A 24,197-nucleotide genomic window follows, 5' to 3' on the forward strand; every position below is an offset into this window, starting at 1 on the left:
TGTTGAAATATTATCATTGTTGTAGTGGATTTTTAAAAAGGATTAAAGAACTTTTTAGGTTGAACTCAAAAAGAAAATAAAAATAAATAAGAAAAAATCATCGGACTACGAATAAAGGCGAAAAGGCGAAAAGAAGAAAAGGAAACTACCACGTTTTTCTTTTGAGTATTTTGAGGGCTGTTGTAAGGAGAGTGTCAACCTAAATACTAGGAAAACATAATTTTATAATTTACGAACCTACAGCTATTATCTTCTCAGAATAGGCCATCTTTAAACTTTCCAATATTTCGGTATTGATGTGTGTATTGCAACGGTTCATTTATTCTTTTTTACACCATTAAATTTTGGGAACTATGATAATACGGTAGTGCTACCCAAAACGATTAAAAGGTAAGATGCTGTATAGGTATAAACCATTGAAAATCAGGTATATTTTTAATGGTTTAAACCATTAGTTAAATGATTAAAGGTGCGGGTTTTTGTTCGATTTTTTTGGCAGCTATCAACGCTAAGAAAGTCAGTATTATTGCCTCCTGAATTCTGTTAAGGCGGCTAAAACATTTTCTTTAGTGTGTATTTGTAAAAACTGTTTTGAAATAAAACCATATCACTTAATTGATATTCTACTAACTTCATACCATTGTCTGTGAAATTTAGGTATATGTCTATTTTTCTATACCCGCAATGTAATTTTTCACAAGCACAAAACCTTTTTTAGAAGAAGTAGTGTAATTTAAAAATCTACAGTGGCCTTGATGACTCTGTTTGCTGGGTCTAACCATTTATCAAAATTTGCTATCATTTGTTGATACCCAACATTATGGGTAATAAAGGAATCGATAGGGAATTTCCCTTTTTCCAATACAGAGATAACATGCTCAAAATCTTCTAAAGTGGCATTTCGACTGCACATGATGGTTGTTTCTTTTGCATGAATTTTTGGATGGATAAAAACTAATTCTCCTTTTGAGAGTCCGACCAAAATATACCTTCCTCCATGAGACATATAATCAGGACCAGTTTCTAAGGCTCCTTTATGCCCTGTTGCATCAAATACAGCGGTGGCCATATCACCATTGGTAATTGTCGTTATTTTTTTAGCGGCGTTAGCATCACCCAAAACAATATGATTTACACCTATTTTTTCCTTTGCATATTCTAAGCGTTGTTGGTTTACATCTATTGCAATTACCCTAGCGCCTGCTAATTGTGCCAATTTCATAATTCCAATTCCTATTGGACCACAACCGATAACCACAATAAATTCCCCTTGAACTAATTGAGCCCTTCTAATGGCATGTGCACCAATAGCAAGAGGTTCAACAACAGCCATTTGATTATCGCTCAATTCGATTGCAGGAATCAAGAGATCTATAGGAACGCTGATTTGTTCTTGCATTCCGCCATCGGTATGAACGCCTAAGACCTTAATGTCAGTGCAGCAATTTGTTTTTCCATTTCTACAGGCAATACACTTGCCGCAGCTTATATATGGCATAACCACCACATTGTCTCTAGGCTTCAGATTCCGATTGTTTTCTTCGATTTCTAAAATTTCTGTCGCTAATTCATGACCCAGTATTCTAGGGTATGTGAAAAAGGCTTGATTTCCAGCATATGCATGTAGGTCAGTCCCGCAGATTCCTACTTTTTTGACTTTTAATATTGCTTCTCCGGCCTTTATTTTTAGGTTTTCCTTTTCTTTGAGAATAAACTCTCCTGGCTTTTCACATACTATATACTTCATTATTTCCTTTGTGTTTAAGATTTAAAAATGTTTACCAAAAGCATGAGCCTCTCAATTATATAAAACTAACTTGATTTTAGAATCACAAAAGGGTATGAGCAAACGAATAAAAGTATTTATATTTTAAACTTATTCAAAAATATTATTTTTCTCAAAGCAAAGTAGTTAAAAATTAAGTTGTAAAAGAGCCTATAGTTTTTTGTTTTGAATTTTATTTATTTGGAGATAAGAAAATGAATTAAAGGCAAATAGTTTGTTACTGTCGGCTCTCAATAAAATTAAAAGATTGAAATAAAAATTTATAAAATGGTTTTGGTGAAAAGGTGATGAAACAAATTTTTTAGACCTATTTTTTACAGGTGGTAGTAAATATTTCTTTCACTTCTCTTCCATGAAATTATGAATGTTCTGATGTATATGTTTTTCGTTCCTAACTGTATCGGCTAAAACGTTCTTAAATAAAACATTCTCAACGGGTAATTCTTCTTGACCTAAAACTCTTGAAATAAACTTAACATCCGTTGATTTAATATTATCTAGATAAATATCCTTTATAGGGGTTAATTTTTTTTCATATGTTGGTACCAAATCTCGCCATTGATATAATACATCTGTCTCAACGCCAAGAATACCTTCATCTATTTTACCTGCTTTAATATTATTTACGTAAATATTCTTAACATATCCCCCTCTACGTTCATTAGTTTTAATATAAACTAGATGGTTTAGTTTTGCATCATCCGCTACTTCACAATTAGTCATAAAAACATTCTCTACTCCACCAGATAGTTCGCTTCCGATGGCTAATAACTGGTGTCCATTTTTTACCATACAGTTTTTGATCACCAAGTTTTTGGTCGGAGTATTTAAACGCTATGTATCTTGATTACGTCCTGATTTTATTGCAATGGCATCGTCACCTTGGTCAAAAATACAGTCTTCAATTAGCATATTCTGACTCATTTCAGGGTCTACACCATCATTATTATGTCCATGTGCCCTAACTTTTACATTCCTTATAACAACATCTTTAGATAAACAAGGATGAATGACCCAAAATGGGCTATTGGTAATAGTTATCCCCTCTAATAATATATTTTCACTTCTGTTGAATTGAATAAATTGAGGTCTCATATGCGAACTACCATTTACCATTTGTCTTTCTTCCACAGGAACACCTTTAGAAGCCAAATGATATAAACGTTTTAGGTTGTTCATATGACCCGGGGGACGTAAAAACCAGGTCTCCCAAACATCCATTTTAGCCTTTATTTCTCCCTTTCCGGTTATTGCAATATTTTTGCATTTGTAGGCATAAATTAATGGAGAATAATTGTAGCACTCCATTCCTTCCCATGTTGTATGAACAGGAGGTAAATAATCGGCAGGATCCTCTGAGAAAACAAGAATAGCTCCTTTATTTAAGTGGAGATTAACATTACTCTTCAGGTGAACTTTTCCTGTAATCCATTCTCCTTCCGGTATGATAACCACTCCACCACCAATACTGTTAGCATTATTAATTGCCAGTTCTATAGCTTTAGATGTTTTTTCTTTATCTCCTTGTTTTGCACCAAAATCTAAAATTGACATTCTCTTAGAAGTACTAAAGTCTGGTATTTTAATATTTGGCATATCAAAAGGTGCCTCCATACTTATTTCATGGACACTAATTGAGGGATTTTCTGTTCTGCAAGAGTTTAAGAATGTAAAACAAATTACGATTAAAATTATACTTGTTTTATTCATTATTATTTAGATTTTAGCTTGATAATTGATTTGATAACCATTAAACCAGCTAAGGTTGATATGACTTTTAGGGAGACTCTACTTTTGCTGCACATAGGTTAGCTCGAATTTTTAAGTAGGTTAATAATTCAAGACGGTTAATTAGTCTCAATAGCTTAACGTTATTTTTTTACAAGAAATGTCTTGTATAGTTAGCTTCTTTTACTTTTTTATTTATGGTGAGTTATAAATAAATTGCTATTCGCGCCATCGTTTTTGACAATACAAAAGAAAACTTAATATTTGGTGAAATAGGGTAAACGACTCAGTGAAACTTCAATCTCGATGGTGCGGCCTCCTTTAAAATTTTCACCGTCCTCCGCTTTCCATTTCCCTTTTGGTAATACTACACTTCGTTTGCGTACCCCCTGTTTAACTACTGGAGCAACTAATATGTTATCTCCTAAAATGAATTGATCTTTAATAGTTTCATATCCACTATTTGGATATGCTAAGGCCATAGGTTTTACTATAGGTTCTCCGGTTAGGGAAGCTTCCTCGGCTAAATTTAAAAACAGGTTACCCATTTTAGCATGTAATAAGGCAGCTTCAAGACATAACTGATTATTTTTTTCGGAAAGAACCCGCCAAGGTGCTACGGAGAATTGCATCATTGGCATTAAAGCGTGAACCTGAGCCGAACGTACCACCAACTCCTCATCAATTGTTGTTGAATTTTCAAAAGACTGGTGTTCTCCACCACCGATCATATCAGGACAGGTATATGCATACCCCATTATACTTTGAGACATCAAATCTGGAATAAGTTTTTCAAGATCATCCCAATTGTGGTTTTTGTCTCGCAGTCGCTGTGCCAAAGGTAAACCGGCCATTTTCCACGATGCTCGATATTCATTCAGAGGAAACTTCAATCCAAGTTTTGCAAAGTAAGTGGTGTGGTCATTTGGCGTGATGTCGGGTACAAAAGAAACAATATCACCAGTATAAAAATCAGCGTCGCCAGCATCAAATTTAAAACCATCCACCCCATATTCATCCATCAAAAATTTAAGTCTTGTTTCAAACCATTCTTGGGTTTTCGGATTGCTCAAATCTAGGCAAGCACTGGCACCGTTCCACCATCTAATTATTGCAGCCTTATTTTTCGTATTGGCCCATAGTACATCTTGTGTTTTATCAGCATCTAGTAACAACATTCCTTCCTTGGCTAAATGTCTGAAAATTTCTGTGTCTGCACTTACAAAAGGGCACACCCACAGCATAACCTTGAAACCTAGGTTATGTAATTTTTTTATCATTCCTTTTGGATCTTTAAATCTACGTGGCGAAAACTCCCAAGTGCCATAATTTTCCTGCCAATTATCATCTATCATTAACACCCCTGGTGGATATCCTTTATCAATTATTGATTGCGCATATTTTAAAATATCGTCTTCGTTTTGATTATAAGTCAGCTCTATCCAAGTATTGTATTGCGGTTTTGTAAACAATAGTTTCTCTGGAATTTTTCCATTTGGAGGAAAGAAATTTGTGACGGCATAATCATAGGAATCACGCAAATTTTTACCTGCAGTTCCAAATTCAATTTTACCATCTCTTGTGGTAACTGTAATATGGCCATTTTCAAAAGAATACTCTATTGGAGATTCACTCCAAACGTATCTGCCTTTGCTAGATAATAACAATGGTTGCGCTTGATTACCTTTGTTGTCACCCCAAAGGTCATGCTTTTCAATTGTTTTTGAATCGTAAGGGGTATTATGACCAATAGCACTTAGTCCGCCCCACCAATATTCGTTTTCCAATATTGTTATCTCTACCTGGTCTTTGTTTTGAGAATAAACGTTAAAAACAGTTGTTAATATGAATGAAATTAATAGTGATATTTTCATTTTTTTAATGGATTTATGTAAAAGTGGACAATGAAAATTCTGTCTTAAAATCTGAAATTATATATTTAAAAATACCCTTAATACGTAAGTTACGTTCACCTCTATAAATGGATGTTCCAATTAAGCCTACGAACTCACATCAATTAAACGAGTTTAACATTTTATTAATATTTTAAAATTGAAATTACTGGCTTTATTCCGTCTGGGGAAAATCAAATAGTTATCTAAATTTTAGAAGTAAGACCAAATTATTGGTTTAATAATGAACAAATATTAATAAGCTTAATTAAATAAACGTAGGTTCAAGCTTTTCTTGAATATTAAGTTATTGTCAAATTTACTTTCATCTCTATCGATTATATGGATTGAATTTTAATACTGAAGTTGAAATAATTTAAACCTGTTGTTAATTTATTTTGTTATTGTTTTTTGTTTTACAATGTCTTGTGAAACATCAATTTAGCATTGTCCTATATAAATATTATTGCTAATAATGGTAATGTAACATTACAGTTTTACGATATTTTTAGTACATTTTTTTACTTTTATTTAGCTCAATTCATTGTTGATTGTTGGGTTTTACAACCTTTTTATTTTCATATTCAAAATTTTCAAAAGGCTGTTTAATGTATTTTTTTATACATTTATAATCTATCATGGCTCATAATTGAATTGTCGATTACAATGTCTAAAGAAAAAGCTTACACTAACGAATTGCTTCTTTCTCAGTTTAGAAACGGTAACCAAAAAGCGTTTCATAAATTGTTTGAGCTGTATTGGGAATCCATGTTTTTGAAAGCTCAAAGCATACTTGGAGATGGAGATCTTGCTAAAGATATTGTGCAAGACATTTGGGTAGAACTTTGGAAAACTAGGGAAAGTAGAGTGATTGTAAATTTTGAAGCTTATATATTTAAGTCGGTCAGTTATGGTTGTTTTAAATACTTTAGAGATAACAAATTCAATACAGTTCAGCTCAATATTATCGATTCATTACGGTTCTCTAGCCCCGAAGTCGAAAATCAGTATGATTTAGAGGAAACTAATATTGTTATAACCAATTCTTTAAAGGATCTTTCTCCAAGATGTCAACAAGTTTTTCAATTAAGTAGAATTGAAAATAATAGTAATGAAGAAATTGCTTCACAATTAGGTATATCTAAACGGTCAGTTGAAAATCAGGTATCCTTGGCACTTAAGTTAATCAGACAAAACTTGGGGGTCCTACATAAATTACCATTAATTATTTTCTTCTTTTTTAATTAACTTTTTAAGAAAAGTTTCCAATTTGTACGCATTATATTTTGAAAATAAATGAGACTTGTCTTATTGTTAAATATTAAAAAAATGTTAAACTCATTTAATTAATGTGAGTTCGTAGGCTTAATTGGTTCATATATTTATAGAGATATAAATATGCGTGAACACGAATTCCGTGAATTATTGGAAAAACATTTAAATGGCTCAATTTCTGAGGAAGAGAAGAGTATTCTCGAAGAATTCAGTAATAAGGTTTCTTCAGTGAATAAAGATTTGCCTTTTAAGAATGAATCCGACAAGAAAGATGTTCAGGATTCTTTATGGGAAGAAATCAAAGTTCAGAGTAACTTGAAAAAAGGTAAAACTAGTACATGGAGATTAATAGCTGCGAGTGCTGCTATATTTATTGGAATGGCCCTAGGGTATAATTATATTAATACTACACCAGCGCCTTCATATATAATACCGGATAACGCAATTACTTTAGAGCTTGAGGATGGAAGCTTACAAATCATTGAAGAAAATGGTACTGTTAAAGTAACAGATAAGACAGGTGCCATACTAGGTCGGCAAAATGGAAATCAATTGGTTTATTCAGAAAATAGCGGTGTTGAGAAAATTGTATTTAATACCCTAACTGTGCCTTTCGGTAGAAAATTTGAATTAAAACTATCTGATGGTACCATGGCCACTCTCAATTCAGGCTCGTCACTAAAGTATCCAGTTAAGTTTTTAGAGGGTCAGGATAGGACTGTTTTTATTTCAGGTGAAGCTTATTTAAACGTAGCAAAAGATTCAGCACACCCATTTATAGTAAATGCTGGTAAATTAAATGTTCAAGTATTGGGAACACAATTTAATATTTCTTCTTATCCAGAAGATGCAACAACAGAAGTAGTACTTGTTGAGGGGTCTGTCAGTATGTCAAGTAGTTTAAGCGATAATGACGGCCAAAATAAAATTTTATTAGAACCGGGGTTTAAGGGTAGCTTTGATAGGATTGACGGAGAAATGGACAAAAATCAAGTCGTTACTGATATGTACACTTCTTGGATGAACGGTGAACTAATATTTCGTGACATGACTTTTGAAAACATAATCAAAAGGCTTGAAAGGCATTATAATGTTTCTATTGTCAACAAAAACAAAGTTCTGTCTTTAAAGAAATTCAATGCTAATTTTGGGAATCAACCAATTGAAAAAGTACTTGAAGAATTAAAATTTAACTACGGTCTTGATTTTGAAATCATTGATGATAATCAGATTGTAATTGAGTGATAAATAAAAGTTGTAAACTATCAAAAATAGATGCTAATGAAGTGAAATTAAAATCTAAAAAGAATACCAAAAAAAAAGATTACTGACTGCAACTTGTTGTAATAGACAAAAAAAATCGGAAAATGCTCGAACATCTCCCGATTTAGTACTAGTGATTATAATATTAATAACCACATTTTAACACCTTAAAAGTATGAAAAAACTTCTTAACTACTCAAGAAGCCGATATCCTTTATCTTCTTATAATTTAAAAATGAAATTAAGTACGCTGCTTATATTGGTTACTTTTTTTAGTCTACAAGCCAATGATAGCTATGCACAACGCACGAAAATTACTTTAGAATTAAACAATATTTCTATTGGTCAACTCTTAGATGAGATTGAAGGCACCACTGAATTTCAATTTGTCTATAAAATTGAAGACGTAGATTTAAATAGGACTGTTTCGGTCAATGTAAAAAATGAAGGAATCGATACTATTTTAAATAACATATTTAAGGATACTAAGTCAACCTTTAATATAAATAAACGTCGTATTTATTTGGTTAGAAGAATTCCAAAATCATCAGCTAAAAGTTTGAAGCTAAGCACTGTTATTTCTATTCAACAAACTTTAGTTGAAGGTGTAATTCTAGATTCTAAAGGACAACCTTTGCCTGGCGCAAGTATTGTAGAAAAAGGGACTACCAATGGAACACAAACTGATTTTGATGGTAATTTTTCTTTAGAAGTCGAGGATGGTAATGGAGTTTTAGTAATTTCTTATTTAGGTTTTGCTACCCGTGAATTATCTCTTAATGGACAAACAAATATTTCCATAAATTTAGAGGAGGATGCTGCTGGATTAGATGAAGTTGTTGTTGTAGGATATGGAAGTGTTAAAAAAAGTGACTTGACTGGCTCTGTTTCTTCCGTTAGTGCTGAAGATTTAGTTGCTTTTCCAGTTGTGGATGCAACTCAAGCATTACAGGGTAGGGCAGCCGGAGTTACTGTTCAATCTACAAATGGAGCACCTGGTTCAGGGTATAGTATCCAAATTCGTGGTAATACTTCTATTAATGCTGGTAATGATCCTTTAATTGTTGTTGATGGGTTTATTGGCGGGACTATGCCTCCATCTGAGGATATTAAGTCTATGGAGATTCTTAAAGATGCTTCTTCTACTGCAATTTATGGAGCTAGAGGGGCTAATGGGGTTGTGATTGTAACCACAAAAAGAGGTACTGAAGGTAAAGCACAATTTAGTTTTTCATCATCATATTCTTCTCAAAAAGAGATAAATACGCTAGATCTACTTGATGCAGATCAATTTACAGGTTATATTCAAGAACTTTATCCTGATTTTGTTCCAGAATTAACAGGAAAAGGAACAGATTGGCAAGATAAAATATACAGACCTGGAGGGGTTCAAAATTATCAGCTTTCAGTTGCTGGTGGTTCAGATAAATTAACTTATTATTTATCCGGAGCAATTTTTGATCAGAAGGGTGTTATTCAAGATTCGGATTATAAAAGGTATTCTATTACTTCCAATTTAGATTTAAAGGTGTCAGAGTCTGTGAATATTGGGTCAAGTATTTTTGCACGACGAACCAATCGAAATGGGGTAAGAACACAAGAAGGCGGTGATGCTTCGCAAACTGGTGTAGTATCAGGAGCTTATAAATTTTCGCCTACCCAGGGGGTTAAAGATGAAAATGGCGATAATTCATTAAGTGTTGTAGGTTATCCTATTGATAACCCTTATGCTATGGCAACCGAATACCAAAACGAAGTTGAAAGTGATTTATTTCAAGGAAATGTATATGCGGAAATCGGTATTGCCGAAGGTTTAAAGTTTAAGTCTACATTAGGTGTAAAGGTGAGTGGTTCCAGAACTGGTCAGTACTATCCAACAACCTTAGAGCGCGGTAGTAGTGCTGGGGGTGAGGCTACTCTTACAAATGTTAAGTATACTAGTTTAATCAATGAAAATTATTTAAATTATTCCAAAATATTTGGTGATATTCATGATGTATCATTGATGGCCGGTTATTCTTATCAAAAAGATAGAACGGAGTTTTCTACAACGATAGCTTCCGGTTTTATTTCTGATTCTTTTTCATATTGGAACTTAGGTGCGGGTACAAACACACCTTCTGTTGATTCGCAATTGACAAATTCAACATTTGAAGCTTTCTTCGGAAGGTTGAACTATACATTGAACGATAAGTATTTATTTACGTTCACTGGTCGTTACGAAGGGGCTTCTGTATTTGCAGAGAATAATAAGTATGGCTTTTTTCCTTCTGCCGCTTTTGGTTGGAAAATTTCTGATGAGAATTTTCTAGTCGATTCAAATACTATTAGTTTACTAAAACTTCGTACTAGTTACGGTCAAGTAGGTAATCAGGCGATAAGCCCTTACCAATCTTTGGCTACATTCTCTGATGTTTTCACAACGGTTCAGGGTAACGCAGTTACAGCGTTAAGACCTTCAACCATTTCTAATAATGATTTAACATGGGAAACGACTACACAGACTAATATTGGTTTGGACTTTGGAGTTTTGGGGAATAGATTCGGCTTTACTGCAGATTATTATATAATGAAAACAAATGATCTTTTGTTTAACGTTCCTACGCCAAATTATACTGGGTTCGAAACTCAGCTGCAAAATATTGGGACTGTAGAAAATAAAGGATTTGAGTTTGCACTAAATGCAACTATTTTTCAGAGTGAATTTAAATGGAAAACTTTTGCGAATATTTCATTTAATAAAAATGAGATTATCAAACTTGTTGATAACGATACAGAAGGCAATGATATTTACTATTCTTCGGCACCGTTAGCTGGAGCAGGGAATACACAAATATTAAGAGAAGGCCTGTCTGTAGGTCAATTCTGGGGTTATGTTTATGATGGAGTTGTACAATCTGCCGATGAGGTACTTGTAGGTGGTGAAGACGTTGGTGGTGAAAAATTCAAGGACCTGAATGGGGATGGTGAACTAACAGATGACGATCGTAGTGTTATGGGGAACCCTCATCCTGATTTTACGTGGGGTTGGAATAATGATTTTAGTTATAAGAACTTAAGTCTTAATATTTTTATTCAAGGATCAGAAGGTGGTGAAATGCTAAATTACTCCCTTATGGAGTTAGGAGCCTTAAACGGAAGAACTAATGTAACTACTGAAGCGCTTAATCGATGGACTCCTACAAATACGGATACGGATATACCTGAGGCTAGAATCAGCAGAAGTTTTGTGACTTCGGATCGATGGGTAGATGATGCTAGTTATGTTAGGTTGAAAAATGTTTCTTTAGGTTTCAATTTTCCACAATCACTACTATCTAAAATCAATATGTCGTCGGCCCGTCTTTATATAAGTGGTCAAAATTTATTGACATTAACCGATTATAAAGGTGTTGATCCTGAGGTTGGATATAGTAGTTCTAGTAGTAATCTTGGACTTGACTATGGTAGTTATCCAAATGTAAAATCATACACATTGGGTCTAAATATTGGATTCTAGTATATAACAATAAATAAAGATATAATTATGAAGAATATAATAAAATTTTCTGCACTAGCTATTTTGACATTTGTTGTTGGCTGCGCAGAATTAGATGAAGAACCGGTAGGTACATTGAGTCCAGAAGGTTTTTTTAATACTATAGATGATGTCAATGCAATGACAGATGGTACATACGGCTTAATGGCATCCGGAAATTTTTACGGAAGTGGACTTACCACGCCTTTGCAACTGTCAAGTGATATGGTTGATAATGGACTTGAATTTAGCGATTATACCGAGTTTAGCCCATTCTTGGTTACCCCAACAAATTCTTTTGTAAGTGGTTTTTGGGCTTCGGCATATCAAGCTATTGCCACTGCGAACACTGCTATTGATGGTATAGGTCTTTTAGGTGATGATATTGATGAGGAAGACAAAAATTTGGCAGAAGGCGAGGCAAGGTTTGTTAGAGGGTTTTTGTATTACCATTTAGTTAGAATATATGGTAATGTACCTTATATCGATAGTCCTGATATATCTGACCCATTAAGCATAGAACAATCTTCATCAGAAGAAGTGTATGCGAAAATTATAGAAGATATGACCTTTGCTTTCGAAAATTTAGAGATGGATTCACGGGGTAGTGTTCGATCTAGACCTTCAAAAGGGACAGCGGCTTCATATTTAGCTTCTATATATATGACTAGAGAAGATTGGCAAAATTCGTATGATAATGCAAAATGGGTGATAGATAATGCAGGGGCATTAAACTACGGATTGGCAGATGATTTTCAAGATGTTTTTAGAGAAAGTGAACAATGGGCTTCCCAAGAGTATATTTTTTCTATAGATTTTACGGGTAATCAAACAGGGCAAAGCCCAAACCCAATTACCTATGAAAATGATAATAAAATTGGTCCATTTAACGGAGTTGAAGGTGGCGTAAAACCTATTAGGGGATGGAGTATGCTGGTTCCCCATATTAATGTGTATAATAATTGGGATTCCAATGATTATCGACTTAAAGTGAGTATGGCCGATTCGTTGATATTGGCTGATGATACAGATATTGTCAGACCATTTTCTGAATTCGAGGTAGCTAGACCTCATATAGCAAAGTTTAATAGATTTGTTGGTGAAGGAAGGACCACTGCTGGATGGAGATCTGATTTTGATCATGCAGCTTTTAGATATGCCGAGGTATTGCTTATTGCCGCGGAATCTGCTAATGAATTAGCTCTTACGGCTGAAGCTATAGGTTATGTAAATCAAATTAGAGGTCGTGCTAGAAATTCGGGAACGATTGATTTTTATGGAAGTGGTTATGATAGTTACGCTCCTTCCATTTATCCTGAAGATGTTATGGCAACCGGTAAAGATGATTTACGAACTATAATTTTGGAAGAAAGACGTATAGAATTAGCTTTTGAATTTAAAAGATGGTACGATATAGTCCGTAAGGATTTAGGAAGTGAAGTCTTTGGACCTGCTGGACTGGAGCCTCAATCAAATTTTAGCGAGTTTAGATACTTGTGGCCTATACCACAAGGTGAAATTGACAAGAATCAGAATTTTGTCCAGAATCCAGGATATTAAGAATTTGTTGTTTGAGTTTTTTAAAGGCATTCACTCTTAGGAAGAATGCCTTTATTTTAATAAAAAAATAATGAATTAGAGACACTGATTTTGTAACATAAAATAAAGCTAAAATGAAGAAATATAGCCTGTTATATCTATCGATTTTATTTGTGCTTTTCTCTTGTAAAGAAGATTTGCAAGAACAAGGTTCTACTCAGAAAATTGAATTTCACCCTGTAGAGGTAAACCATGACGAGATTCCTATTGGGGTCAACGTAATTGCTATTGTTGGAGTGTCACTTTTTGATGGATTAGGAGTGTCCTCAATTGATAATTCTACAGTTATAGTTCGTAATGGGCTAATTGATGAAGTGGGTCTCATAGATGACATCGAAATTCCTGAGAATGCTGAAATTATTGAAGGTGATGGTTTTACTCTAATGCCTGGTTTGGTAGATGCGCATTTTCATTATGATCATGTTAAACACTTCCCTACAAAATTTGTTCGTAACGGTGTAACATCGGTAAGAGACCCTGGGCAATGGATAGAAGCTTTTGATTTTGAACGTCAAACAGGAGACCCTCTCCCTAGATTATTTTTGACTGGGCCACATATAGATATGCCACCACCATCATGGCCTAAAGATTCTTATATGGTTAGAGATAAAGCTGAAGTTAAGGAAGCAATGGATTATCTAATCAGTCAGAATGTTTCAGCTATTAAAATTTATCAAAATCTGCCTCTTGGTTTAATTAAAGAGGTGAGTGATATAGCTCATGCTAAGGGGCTACCAGTAACCGCTCATTTAGAAATTACAGATGTAAGGCAAGCAGTTTTGGCTGGCTTAGACGGGGTAGAACATGTAACATCTCTTGGTACTGCACTAGTCTCAAAAAGAAAAGCTGAAGAGTTTCGACAAAAAATGATGGCGAACAATAAAGCAAGGTTGTCTGGTCGATTAGAAATGTGGAAAGACATTGATGTAAATGGTAAGAGGGCTGATTCCTTAATAAAATTTTTAGAAGTAAATCAGACTTTTTTAACTCCAACTTTAGGGCCTTACGAGTATATAATTGAAGGTGAAAAGAATGATAGTACCGCATTGATTGCATTTCAACACATGAGTGAGTTTATTGGAAGATGTGCTAAGGCAAATGTCAGAATTGCAGTTGGTTCTCATGGTCCATGGGTACCTTATGCGAAAATGGGCTGGTCATATCAACATGAAATGGATTTACTGGCAAAGACGGGAATGGGTAATGGTGCAATTATGAAGGCATCTACCAGTGAAAATGCTAAGTTTTTAAAGATAGACGATCGCCTTGGAAGTATCGAAATTGGAAAACAAGCAGACCTTCTTTTAATTAAAGGTGACCCGGTGACCGATATCAAAGATATGTACAACATTGAAAAAGTAATGCTAAACGGTATCTGGCTAGAATAACCTTACTACAAAATTAATTTTGTTAGGATTGATTATTAAGATTGAAATAATTATCCATAAAAACTGCTTACATGATTTTTAAAAAAGAATCGATTTTTACATCACTATTTTCTTTTTATATACTTCTTGGTTCGGCATTATTGCTGTTTACTTCTTGTACAAAAAATGAGGCCGTTGGCGATTTACAAATTACAGAACCTGTTGGTATTTCTCGTGATTTGGAGTATGTAGAGGTCAATATTACAATAGATCCGCGACGACTTGTGAACAAGGCTCTTTTCTTAAGAAATAGAAATGATGGAGACTTAATTATAGGTCAGATCTTAGACCGCTCAAAAATTTTGTTAGATTCTAATGTTGTTCAATGCTTGTTTCCAATTAGCATTAAAGCTCATGAGACTAACGAATATGAAATTGTTATTGGAGATAATAAGAAGACAATTACAGATCTTGAATTGAAAGGGGAAAGGTTGGATCTTTTTATTGAAAATGAATATTTTAAGGCAGACTTAACGTCTAAAAAGACTTCAGACAATAAAGAACTCAGTGCTGGACAACTTAGTTCAATTTCACTAAAACAACACAATGACATTAACCTAGAGCGTAATAATATTAAAATGCATTGGGCGCCTAGTTTTCAAAAGAAGAATGTAGACTATAAAACAATGGCGCATATTCAAGAATTTGATTCAATTCATATTGAAAAAGGTCCATATGTAATTTCGGTTTATCGTTCAGGAAAAGTTAATGACTATGAAGAAATTCAATTAGAAGGTGAATATAAGTTTTATGCAGGTAAACCCTATTTCAGTTTTTCTTCGGAAATGAAAATGGTTGATAGCTTAACGGTTACTATGTTGAGGAACGATGAAATGACCATGAATAGATTTTTTACTCATGCAATATTTCCAATAGCAAATGGAAAAATAAAGACTATACCCTTATATGATAAAGCTCCTTTAATTTCACATCACTCCATTAAAGAACTTAGAAAGCATCCTGTTGATGCAAATGCTAGATGGTTTGCTTTTTATAATGATAGTACTAAATATGGATTCGGAAGTTTAAGGCTCCATTTTGATTATAAAAATCTTAGCGGTGGCCTATCTCCTATGATTGATGCACAAACGAAAATTACGTATGCACATCATGAAGGTCGATACTGGGACAGAAGATTTGTAGATAGTGGTGAGTTAAGAGTACCCAAAGGAAGTAAATATTTTGAGGAAAATGTGTATGCCATATTTGATGTAGATAATGAACACCCATCTAAAGAAATAGAGAAGCTTTATGAACAATTATCAAATCCTGTTATTATGAAATACACCCCAATACAATGAATTTTAAAATTAAGAATTTTTTCAAGTCATTAGGGCCTGGTTTTATCATAGCGGCTGTGGTTTTAGGACCCGGCAGTATAACAGTTTCTTCTAAGATAGGCTCTACATATGGTTATTCTTTTCTATGGGTAATATTGGTTGGCGCAATCTCCATGAGTGTTTACACCACAATGAGCGTTCGTTTTGGTGTGTTGCATGAAAAATCATTACTAAAGGTAATAGCCGAAAAGTATGGGAAGTGGTTTTCCATTGCTATTGGGGTATGTTCATTTTTAGCAGCCCTAAGCTTTCAATTTGGAAATAATCTAGGGGTAGGTATGGGTATGAAGACCTTAACCGGAATTAATGAAACTATTTGGCCTTTTATATTTACACCGTTAGCTATGGTATTAGTTTTTTTTTCGAAAAACTTATACAAAGCACTCGAGCAACTAATGATGATAATGGTTGTAATCTTAATTCTTGCATTTATTTTAAACTTGGTTTTTATAAAACCAGATTTAGAAGCTGTAGCTATGGGGTTTATTCCACGTGCTGTTTCAGGTGATGATTTTAATGAAATAGCAGCACTTGTGGGGACTACTTTCGTATTACATAATGCATTTTACCAATCCTACCTTGTACAGGGAAAAGGATGGAAACTAGCCGATTTGCCGAGAAGTATACGGGATACTAAAATAGGAGTATCTCTACTCGCCTTAATATCAATTTTGGTTATTGTTACAGCAGCGGCAACTTTAAAACCAAGGGGAATATCTGTAAACTCAGCAGCTGATATGGCAATTCAATTGGAAATGTTATTAGGCAGTTTTGCTAAATACATATTTGGTTTTGGTTTTATGGCAGCTGCATTTTCGTCTCTTTTGGTTAATTCTGTTACAGGCGGCGGATTATTGGCCGATAGTATGGGAATGGGGAGTTCTATGAATGAGAAAATGCCCAAAGTATTCACGGCTGTAATTTTACTTGCCGGTATGGTGATTGCCGTATTTTTCAAAGTCAATGTAATATATGCCCTAATAATGGCTCAGGCATCTTCCATACTTAGTGTACCACTTATTGCCATCGGACTGTTTTTAGTTCTTAATAACAAATCTATAATGGGTAATTATAGAAATAATATTGTGCAGAATTTCATGGCCATCGTAGGTTTTGTTCTCATATGTGTTTTGGTCTATTTTATGTACGGAAAACTTATTGGGTATTTAGCAGTATAATTTTTTTGAAGTTTTGATAGAATAATTAATAATTAAGAATAATGATAAAGACATATCCTGAATTTTTTAAGAATGAAGAAGAACTAGAAGAAGCGATATCAAGACCAACATCGGAATTGGTTAAGATGATGGAGAAACTTAAAGGAGATATTATTTTTTTAGGTGTTTCCGGGAAAATGGGTATTTCAATGGCCCATATGGCTAAAAGAGCCTGCGATCTAGCGGGTGTAACAAAACGAATTATAGGAGTTTCTAGATTTAGTCAACCAAAGAATAAAGACTATTTAGAGTCGCTCGGTATAGAAACAATATCTGGTGATCTTATTGATCAAGAATTTATAAAAAGCCTGCCCAACGTTGAAAATGTAATTTACTTAGCGGGTACTAAATTTGGAACACAAGGTAATGAACCTTACACCTGGATTATGAATTCCTTTATTCCTGGTTTGGTCGTTGAACAATACAAAAAGTCACGTATTGTAGCTCTTTCTACGGGTTGTGTTTATCCTTTAGTGAATGTTGATTCAGGTGGTTCGTTAGAATCGGATCCAGCAATGCCAGTCGGAGAATATGCACAATCATGCTTAGGCAGAGAACGTCTTTTTCAATATGGAAGTATGGAAAACAAAACACCGGTTTCATTAATCAGGCTTAATTATGCGGTTGAAATGCGATATGGCGTTTTAGTTGATATAGCATTGAAAGTTAAGAACAATGAACCAGTAGATGTTACTATGGGTTATGCCAACGTAATTTGGCAAGGGGATGCCAACGCCTTCATATTACGTTCATTAATGACGTGTGAAAATCCAGCTCGAATACTGAACATTACAGGATTGGAAAGAATTTCAATAAAAGAGGTCGCCCTGAAATTCGGAGAATTAATGGGGAAGAAAGTAGTAATTACAGGGAAAGAAGATAATGTAGCCCTACTTTCAAATTCTGCACAAATAGTTAAAGAAATGGGTAACCCCGATGAATCTGTTGATAATGTGATAAAATGGACTGCGAACTGGGTTAATTCGGAGCAACAAGTTCATGGGAAGCCAACACATTTTGAAGTTAAAGACGGAAAGTATTAATCAATGTTGATTGACTTTGATTATTGCTCAAAACAATAATGAATTAAATTTTTAAAAGAATACCTCAATGGCTCATATACGTAAGCCAAAAATCAGGGTAATTAATCTTAATCAGTATATATGAACAATAATAAATTATCCCCAAAAGCAAAGCAATTGCTTCAAGAGGGTACGGTTATTCCAGCACATCCTTTGGCTTTAAATAAAGATAGAAAGTTAGATGAAAAAAGACAAAGGGCATTGTCAAGATATTATCTGGATGCTGGAGTCGGTGGTTTAGCGGTAGGAGTTCATACAACCCAATTCGAAATTAGAAAGCCAGATGTAAACTTATTTAAGCCTGTATTAGAACTGGCTAAAGAGGAAATTGACAATTATACATTAAAATCGGACAGAACTATCCTTCGAATTGCAGGAGTCATAGGAAATACAAATCAAGCGTTAAAAGAAGCTCAAATGACTGCTGATCTTGGTTACCAAGCAGTTCTATTAAGTCTTGCCTCGTTGCCCGATGCCTCTAATAAAGAATTATTGGATCACTGTAGAGAAGTGTCTCAAGTAATGCCTTTAATTGGCTTCTATATGCAGACTGCTGTTGGTGGTCGCTATTTAGATTTTGATTTTTGGTTAGAGTTTGCTCAGATTGAAAATGTAGTAGCAATTAAAATGGCTCCTTTTAATAGGTATCAAACTTTCGACGTTGTACGTGCTGTTGTAGAATCAGGTCGTGCAGAACAAATAGCTTTATATACAGGAAATGATGATAACATATTAGTTGATCTAATGACAGAATTTCAGATTCAGTCAAATGGTATAATCATTAAGAAGAGAATTGTTGGTGGCCTATTAGGTCATTGGTCTGTATGGGCAAAGGAGGCGGTTACTCTTTTAGAAGATATTAAAAAAGGGGTGTATTCCACAGATTCTGGAAAACTACTGACCATGGCTGCTAAAATTACCGACAGTAATGCTGCATTCTTTGACGCTGCTCATAATTTTTCGGGTTGTATTGTTGGTCTGCATGAGGTTTTAAGAAGACAGGGTCTTTTAGAGGGAACATGGACCTTGAATGAGAAGGACTGTTTAAGCTCAGTTCAAAAAGCAGAAATCGATAGGGTTTATGAAGCATACCCTGAATTAAATGATGATGATTTTATAGCTAGAAATTTAGAGGGCTGGCTTAAATAATAAATGAATATGAATATTGATCTAAAAAGTATTATTGTCAGGCAAATGGTTGAGGCTGATATCTCTGGAGCAATGCAATTAGTGCTTGCAGAGAATTGGAATCAAACAAAGAAAGATTGGCAAATGCTTTTGGACCTTAATTCCAATTTATGTCTTGTGGCAACCTACAATAATGAGATAATAGGTACGGTAACAGCCATGAATTATAGGGATCAGGTTGCTTGGATAGGAATGATGTTGGTATCTAAGCGTTTTCGAGGATTGGGGATTAGTAAGAATCTATTGAATACCATAATTGAAAAATTGGGAGGTTGTAAATCCATAAAATTAGATGCTACAGTTGCAGGTATTCCGGTCTACAGTAAACTGGGTTTCCATGAAGAATTGGAAATTGATCGTATGGTAATAACTACGTTTAATGAAATTATAAACAATAAGTGTAAAGATGTTATTAGACCTATATGCCAGAGTGATATGGCAGAATTATCTAGGCTTGATTTTAAGATTTTTGGAGCAAACAGAGCTGGATTGATTGATTTTCTAAGGAATAAAAATAAGGGATGGTGTATAGTAAGAAATAATCGTATCGTAGGATATGTTTTCGGACGCCCTGGTCTTAATTTTTTTCAATTAGGTCCGCTTATGGCAGAAACTGTAGAGGATGCAATAAACCTTACTGAGGTTATTCTTGAAAAACATATTGGCCAGGCTATAGTAATTGATGTTTTACGCCATCAGACGAAATTTATACAACGATTAGCTTCATTGGGTTTTTCTTGTCAAAGGTCCTTTGTAAGAATGTATTTGAAAGACAATTCTTTTGCGGGATTAGTAAGTAAACAGTTTTTAATTGCAGGCCCTGAATTGGGGTAGTCCATTTAACAGGAATGGGAAGAAGAAAAAATGTATTAGAATTATTCAGAGGTAGTAACATTTAAACTGCTTTTGTTATCCGAAATTTTATGTTGGGTAGCTTGATGTGTTCTTAGGTTTAGGGTAGATGCTTGATATTAATAAAAAAATAGGATGAATTTAAAACGAAATATAGTTGCAGTAGGTATCAGTGCTTGTTTTTTAGTACTAATGGTATTTAATTCTTCCTGCAATGAACAAATTAAAAAGACCAAGGAGGATACGTCCTATCAAGAACATTTATTCAAAAAAACTTTGGAGACTTCGCAATTAGCAGTTTCTGTTGTTGCTTCAAATTTAGAATATCCTTGGGACCTTTGCTGGGGAGGTAAAGAGAGCAATATTTTGTGGTTTACAGAAATAAAAGGAACAGTTAATCAGTTAAATACTGATACGGGAAAAATAAAAACACTTTTAAAGCTAGATGATGTTCTAGTTAAAAAATCCTATGGATTATTAGGTTTTGCTGTACACCCGAATATGGAACTTCATCCTTATGTTTTTTTACATTATACCTATTTGAAGAATGATGAAATACGCTCTAAGTTAGTTAGGTATACTTATAGTAATGGGGGGTTAGAAAACGCAAAAATATTATTAGAAGACATTCCTGGAACTAGCTATCATAACGGAAGTAGGATTGTAATTTCTACAGACAACAAACTTTTCTTAAGCCTTGGTGATGCAGGAAAGAAAAGATTGGCCCAGAATGTGAATGTAATTAATGGAAAAATTTTAAGGCTAAATATTGATGGGACTATCCCAAGTGACAATCCAATTAAAGATAGTCCTGTATATTCTCGAGGCCACCGAAATGTGCAAGGCTTGGTGATGGCCAATAATAAATTATATAGTTCAGAGCATGGTGAGGCCAACGATGATGAATTAAATATAATTAAGGCTGGTGCTAATTATGGCTGGCCAGATGTAACGGGATTTTGTAATGAGCCATATGAGGTAGGATATTGTCAAGATTCTATAATTGTTGAGCCTATAAAAGTGTGGACTCCAACTATAGCGCCATCAGGTATCGCATATTACGGTTCAAAAGCAATTCCGGAATGGAATAATAGCATAATAGTAGGTTCTCTAAAAGGTACAAGTTTAAGAGTTTTAAAACTTTCTTTGGATGGTACAGCTGTTGAAGAAGAAGTTGTTGCTTTTAACCGACAGTTTGGACGGATTAGGGATGTAATAGCTGCGCCAAATGGTGATATTTATTTATGTACAAGTAATAAAGACTGGCATCCGATTTCCAATCCGGAGTTTTATAGTCCTGAGAAATTACCATTTAAGGGTGACGACAAAATTATACGAATTCATCAAGCAAGTGACGATTTAAGAAATGCACTCGTAGAGATGATTGAAAAGAAATCACCTGTGGATAAAGATGCTATCGCATTGCAGGAAGGGACTGTAGGTATGGCCATATATCAGAAATATTGTGCTTCATGTCATAAAGACAATGGCTCCGGGAGCGAGGGCTTTTTTCCGCCAATATCCAAAACCGAAGGTGTTGCTGATAAAGAAATGTTGATAGAAACGGTTGTAAATGGTTTGTCTGGACCATTAGAAGTTCAGGGTAAATTATATGACCAAGATATGCCAAGCTTTAAATTTTTAACGGATAAAGAATTAGCCGATGTGCTTACCTATGTTAGAGCTTCATTTGGGAATGGACATCCAAGTGTTACTGAAAAAGAAATAAGCGATTATAGGGGCTTACTTCAAAATTGATTATGTGCTTATATATAAAAATAATAAAATAAAATATAGACAATGAATTCGAAAAGAAGAGATTTTCTAAGAAAAACAACAATTGCAGGAATGGGATTGGCAATGACCCCGTCATGGTCAAATTCAATAATTGATAATGGTATATATAGTAAACCAGGAGCTACTTATATGGGAGGCTTTTCGGCGCCTAAGTTAGATATTGTTAAGTGTGCGTTTATAGGCGTAGGTTCACGTGGATCAGGACATGTACAACAAATCTCAACTATTGAAGGTACAGAAGTAGTGGCGATCAGTGATCTATATGAAGACTTGGCCGAAAAATCTGCAAAAGTATGTAAAGAGAACGGAGCAGGAACCCGACATAAGGATATCAAATTATACACCGATGGAGAAAACGATTGGAAAAAAATGCTGAAAAAGGAGAAACCGGATGCGGTCTTCGTTTGCACACCTTGGGGATTACATGCACCCATGGCCATTGAAGCCATGAAAAGTGGAGCCCATGTTTTTGTGGAAGTACCGTTAGCCCTTACCATTGAAGAAATGTGGGAGATAGTCGATACTTCCGAGAAGACCCAGAAGCATTGTATGATGATGGAGAATGTTAATTACAACAGGGAAGAACTACTTTACCTGAACATGTGCCGAAAAGGGGTTATTGGTGAATTACTCCATGGCGAAGCAGCCTATATACATGAATTAAGGTCACAAATGGACGATATAGAACGTGGTACAGGTTCGTGGCGAACCTACGAATATGCTAAACGCGATGGTAATCTGTATCCAACCCATGGTTTGGGACCGGTCGCCCAATACATGAATTTGGCAAGAGGAGAGGACAACTTTAAATTTATAAACTCATTTTCTTCTCCGGGCAAAGGACGAAATCTATATGCCGAGAAAAACTTTCCGCCTGATCATAAATGGAATAAGCTAGATTTTAAGGGAGGTGATATAAATACATCCATCGTTAAAACATACATGGGTAGAACTATTATGGTACAGTGGGACGAAACCAGCCCTAGACCGTACACTAGACATAACCTGATTCAAGGTACAAAAGGAACCTTGACAGGATTCCCGACCCGAATCGCCTTGGAAGGTGGTGTTGAAGGGGGACCTGATAGCCATCATGAATATGCCGAAGGGGAACAATTACAAAAGATTTTCGAAAAATATGAGCATCCGTTATATCTACGCTTAGGCGAATTGGCCAATAAAATGGGCGGTCATGGTGGAATGGACTTTATAATGAGATTCCGCATTATTGAGTGTTTAAGAAATGGAGAACCTTTGGATCAAAACGTATATGAAGGTTGCTATTGGAGTGCTGTAGGAGCCTTGAGCGAAGCTTCCGTAGCCCAAAACGGTGCGCCACAAGAGTTTCCTGATTTTACAAGAGGAAACTGGAAAACAACAAAGCCTTTAGGAATCGTTAGCTAGGGTATTATTTCCCCGGAATAAATATCTGGTGATTGCCTTTCTGTATGTACATTATTACTTGATGAGAAAGAAGGTAAAGAATTAAAAAAAGCAGAATATAAAAGATAAAACTGATGAATATGAGTATTAACAAATTGGGTGTAGGTAAATTTTTAACAACAAAAACCATTTTCAAGCTGTGTCTTATGTTTCTATTTTGTTTTTCATCAAATGGACAGTCATATAAAACAACTGAAGCAGCCAAATATGATGTTGTTATATATGGAGGAACTTCTGCAGGAGTAGCTGCTGCCCTGCAAAGCAGTAGGTTGGGGAAATCTGTAGTGCTTATAGAACCCACCAATCGAATAGGCGGATTAACCACTGGAGGTCTGGGCCAGACCGATATAGGAAATAAGCAGGCCATTGGTGGAATTTCTAGGGAGTTCTACGAAAACATCAAAAAATATTACGATGATCCGGATAATTGGAAATGGGAGAAGAGTTCAGATTATATGGATAGTGGGCAAACCCGTACAAAAGAAGGAGAAGCTTCTATGTGGACATTTGAACCTTCCGCGGCCCTTTCTGTGTATAAGGCCATGATGGATAAGGAGAATATTAAGGTGGTTTATAGCGAAAGGCTAAACAGAAGTTCAGGTGTTAAAAAGGTAAATGGCAGAATTGAGTCGATTACCATGGAAAGTGACAAAATTTTTATCGGAAAAGTTTATCTGGACGCAACATATGAGGGAGACTTAATGGCTACAGCAGGAATTTCCTATGCCATTGGTCGGGAAGTAACAATGAATATGGGGAAACCTTAAATGGAGTACAGGCGAATAGTATAA

17 protein-coding genes are annotated in these 24,197 nt (G+C 34.8%); 13 read left to right on the forward strand and 4 right to left on the reverse strand.

Annotated features, from left to right (window positions below):
• Positions 1-733: 733 nt before the first annotated feature.
• From AAC084_RS05690 to AAC084_RS05705, 4 genes are all read right to left on the reverse strand, one after another.
• Positions 734-1,747, reverse strand: coding sequence for a zinc-binding alcohol dehydrogenase family protein (locus AAC084_RS05690; RefSeq protein WP_339838089.1), 1,014 nt, complete (start codon positions 1,745-1,747; stop codon positions 734-736).
• Positions 1,748-2,125: 378 nt separating this feature from the next.
• Positions 2,126-2,593, reverse strand: coding sequence for a glycosyl hydrolase family 28 protein (locus AAC084_RS05695; RefSeq protein WP_339838091.1), 468 nt, complete (start codon positions 2,591-2,593; stop codon positions 2,126-2,128).
• Between the two features lie 27 nt (positions 2,594-2,620).
• Positions 2,621-3,496, reverse strand: a complete 876-nt coding sequence (locus AAC084_RS05700) for a glycosyl hydrolase family 28 protein (RefSeq protein ID WP_339838093.1) — start codon at positions 3,494-3,496, stop codon at positions 2,621-2,623.
• A 275-nt stretch (positions 3,497-3,771) separates the two neighbouring features.
• Entirely contained in the window at positions 3,772-5,388 is a 1,617-nt protein-coding gene (locus AAC084_RS05705; RefSeq protein ID WP_339838096.1) for a glycoside hydrolase family 31 protein, read from the reverse strand.
• 684 nt (positions 5,389-6,072) lie between these two features.
• Here AAC084_RS05705 and AAC084_RS05710 point away from each other — a divergent pair.
• The 13 genes from AAC084_RS05710 to AAC084_RS05770 all read left to right on the forward strand — a co-directional run bounded on the left by AAC084_RS05710 (position 6,073) and on the right by AAC084_RS05770 (position 24,173).
• Positions 6,073-6,654 carry a sigma-70 family RNA polymerase sigma factor gene (locus AAC084_RS05710; RefSeq protein WP_339838098.1) on the forward strand — a complete coding sequence of 194 codons (582 nt, stop codon included), beginning with the start codon at positions 6,073-6,075 and terminating at the stop codon, positions 6,652-6,654.
• Between the two features lie 150 nt (positions 6,655-6,804).
• A complete protein-coding gene (locus tag AAC084_RS05715) occupies positions 6,805-7,926 on the forward strand; it encodes a FecR family protein (RefSeq protein WP_339838100.1) in 1,122 nt (373 codons plus the stop codon).
• 193 nt (positions 7,927-8,119) lie between these two features.
• On the forward strand, positions 8,120-11,443 hold the full coding sequence (locus AAC084_RS05720; protein ID WP_339838103.1) for a TonB-dependent receptor: 3,324 nt from the start codon (positions 8,120-8,122) through the stop codon (positions 11,441-11,443).
• Between the two features lie 27 nt (positions 11,444-11,470).
• The gene (locus AAC084_RS05725; protein ID WP_339838105.1) at positions 11,471-13,021 is read left to right on the forward strand and encodes a RagB/SusD family nutrient uptake outer membrane protein; all 1,551 of its coding nucleotides are present in this window, start codon (positions 11,471-11,473) and stop codon (positions 13,019-13,021) included.
• Positions 13,022-13,134: 113 nt separating this feature from the next.
• Positions 13,135-14,448, forward strand: a complete 1,314-nt coding sequence (locus tag AAC084_RS05730; RefSeq protein ID WP_339838107.1) for an amidohydrolase family protein — start codon at positions 13,135-13,137, stop codon at positions 14,446-14,448.
• 71 nt (positions 14,449-14,519) lie between these two features.
• The gene (locus AAC084_RS05735) at positions 14,520-15,788 is read left to right on the forward strand and encodes a hypothetical protein (RefSeq protein WP_339838109.1); all 1,269 of its coding nucleotides are present in this window, start codon (positions 14,520-14,522) and stop codon (positions 15,786-15,788) included.
• Positions 15,785-17,005, forward strand: coding sequence for an Nramp family divalent metal transporter (locus AAC084_RS05740; RefSeq protein WP_339838112.1), 1,221 nt, complete (start codon positions 15,785-15,787; stop codon positions 17,003-17,005). Before AAC084_RS05735 ends, AAC084_RS05740 begins: the two co-directional genes overlap by 4 nt.
• A gap of 41 nt (positions 17,006-17,046) precedes the next feature.
• Positions 17,047-18,087 (forward strand): NAD-dependent epimerase/dehydratase family protein, encoded by a 1,041-nt coding sequence (locus AAC084_RS05745; protein WP_339838114.1) that lies wholly within the window; start codon positions 17,047-17,049, stop codon positions 18,085-18,087.
• Positions 18,088-18,207: 120 nt separating this feature from the next.
• Entirely contained in the window at positions 18,208-19,275 is a 1,068-nt protein-coding gene (locus AAC084_RS05750; RefSeq protein ID WP_339838117.1) for a dihydrodipicolinate synthase family protein, read from the forward strand.
• A gap of 9 nt (positions 19,276-19,284) precedes the next feature.
• A complete protein-coding gene (locus tag AAC084_RS05755) occupies positions 19,285-20,148 on the forward strand; it encodes a GNAT family N-acetyltransferase (RefSeq protein WP_339838120.1) in 864 nt (287 codons plus the stop codon).
• Positions 20,149-20,301: 153 nt separating this feature from the next.
• The gene (locus tag AAC084_RS05760) at positions 20,302-21,924 is read left to right on the forward strand and encodes a PQQ-dependent sugar dehydrogenase (RefSeq protein WP_339838123.1); all 1,623 of its coding nucleotides are present in this window, start codon (positions 20,302-20,304) and stop codon (positions 21,922-21,924) included.
• A 42-nt stretch (positions 21,925-21,966) separates the two neighbouring features.
• Positions 21,967-23,367, forward strand: coding sequence for a Gfo/Idh/MocA family oxidoreductase (locus AAC084_RS05765; RefSeq protein WP_339838125.1), 1,401 nt, complete (start codon positions 21,967-21,969; stop codon positions 23,365-23,367).
• Between the two features lie 119 nt (positions 23,368-23,486).
• Positions 23,487-24,173 (forward strand): FAD-dependent oxidoreductase, encoded by a 687-nt coding sequence (locus AAC084_RS05770; RefSeq protein ID WP_339838128.1) that lies wholly within the window; start codon positions 23,487-23,489, stop codon positions 24,171-24,173.
• Positions 24,174-24,197: the final 24 nt, after the last annotated feature.

The organism is uncultured Maribacter sp., from assembly GCF_963977385.1.
In the GTDB taxonomy this organism is placed as follows: Bacteria; Bacteroidota; Bacteroidia; order Flavobacteriales; family Flavobacteriaceae; genus Maribacter.

What these genes read in the sequence shown, in the direction of transcription:
- AAC084_RS05690 (WP_339838089.1), bottom strand. Translation starts at nt 1,747, where the DNA reads ATGAAGTATATAGTATGTGAAAAGCCAGGAGAGTTTATTCTCAAAGAA.
- AAC084_RS05720 (WP_339838103.1), top strand. Translation starts at nt 8,120, where the DNA reads ATGAAAAAACTTCTTAACTACTCAAGAAGCCGATATCCTTTATCTTCT.
- AAC084_RS05770 (WP_339838128.1), top strand. Translation starts at nt 23,487, where the DNA reads ATGAGTATTAACAAATTGGGTGTAGGTAAATTTTTAACAACAAAAACC.
- AAC084_RS05735 (WP_339838109.1), top strand. Translation starts at nt 14,520, where the DNA reads ATGATTTTTAAAAAAGAATCGATTTTTACATCACTATTTTCTTTTTAT.
- AAC084_RS05700 (WP_339838093.1), bottom strand. Translation starts at nt 3,496, where the DNA reads ATGAATAAAACAAGTATAATTTTAATCGTAATTTGTTTTACATTCTTA.
- AAC084_RS05725 (WP_339838105.1), top strand. Translation starts at nt 11,471, where the DNA reads ATGAAGAATATAATAAAATTTTCTGCACTAGCTATTTTGACATTTGTT.
- AAC084_RS05710 (WP_339838098.1), top strand. Translation starts at nt 6,073, where the DNA reads ATGTCTAAAGAAAAAGCTTACACTAACGAATTGCTTCTTTCTCAGTTT.
- AAC084_RS05755 (WP_339838120.1), top strand. Translation starts at nt 19,285, where the DNA reads ATGAATATTGATCTAAAAAGTATTATTGTCAGGCAAATGGTTGAGGCT.
- AAC084_RS05745 (WP_339838114.1), top strand. Translation starts at nt 17,047, where the DNA reads ATGATAAAGACATATCCTGAATTTTTTAAGAATGAAGAAGAACTAGAA.
- AAC084_RS05715 (WP_339838100.1), top strand. Translation starts at nt 6,805, where the DNA reads ATGCGTGAACACGAATTCCGTGAATTATTGGAAAAACATTTAAATGGC.
- AAC084_RS05760 (WP_339838123.1), top strand. Translation starts at nt 20,302, where the DNA reads ATGAATTTAAAACGAAATATAGTTGCAGTAGGTATCAGTGCTTGTTTT.
- AAC084_RS05765 (WP_339838125.1), top strand. Translation starts at nt 21,967, where the DNA reads ATGAATTCGAAAAGAAGAGATTTTCTAAGAAAAACAACAATTGCAGGA.
- AAC084_RS05705 (WP_339838096.1), bottom strand. Translation starts at nt 5,388, where the DNA reads ATGAAAATATCACTATTAATTTCATTCATATTAACAACTGTTTTTAAC.
- AAC084_RS05750 (WP_339838117.1), top strand. Translation starts at nt 18,208, where the DNA reads ATGAACAATAATAAATTATCCCCAAAAGCAAAGCAATTGCTTCAAGAG.
- AAC084_RS05740 (WP_339838112.1), top strand. Translation starts at nt 15,785, where the DNA reads ATGAATTTTAAAATTAAGAATTTTTTCAAGTCATTAGGGCCTGGTTTT.
- AAC084_RS05730 (WP_339838107.1), top strand. Translation starts at nt 13,135, where the DNA reads ATGAAGAAATATAGCCTGTTATATCTATCGATTTTATTTGTGCTTTTC.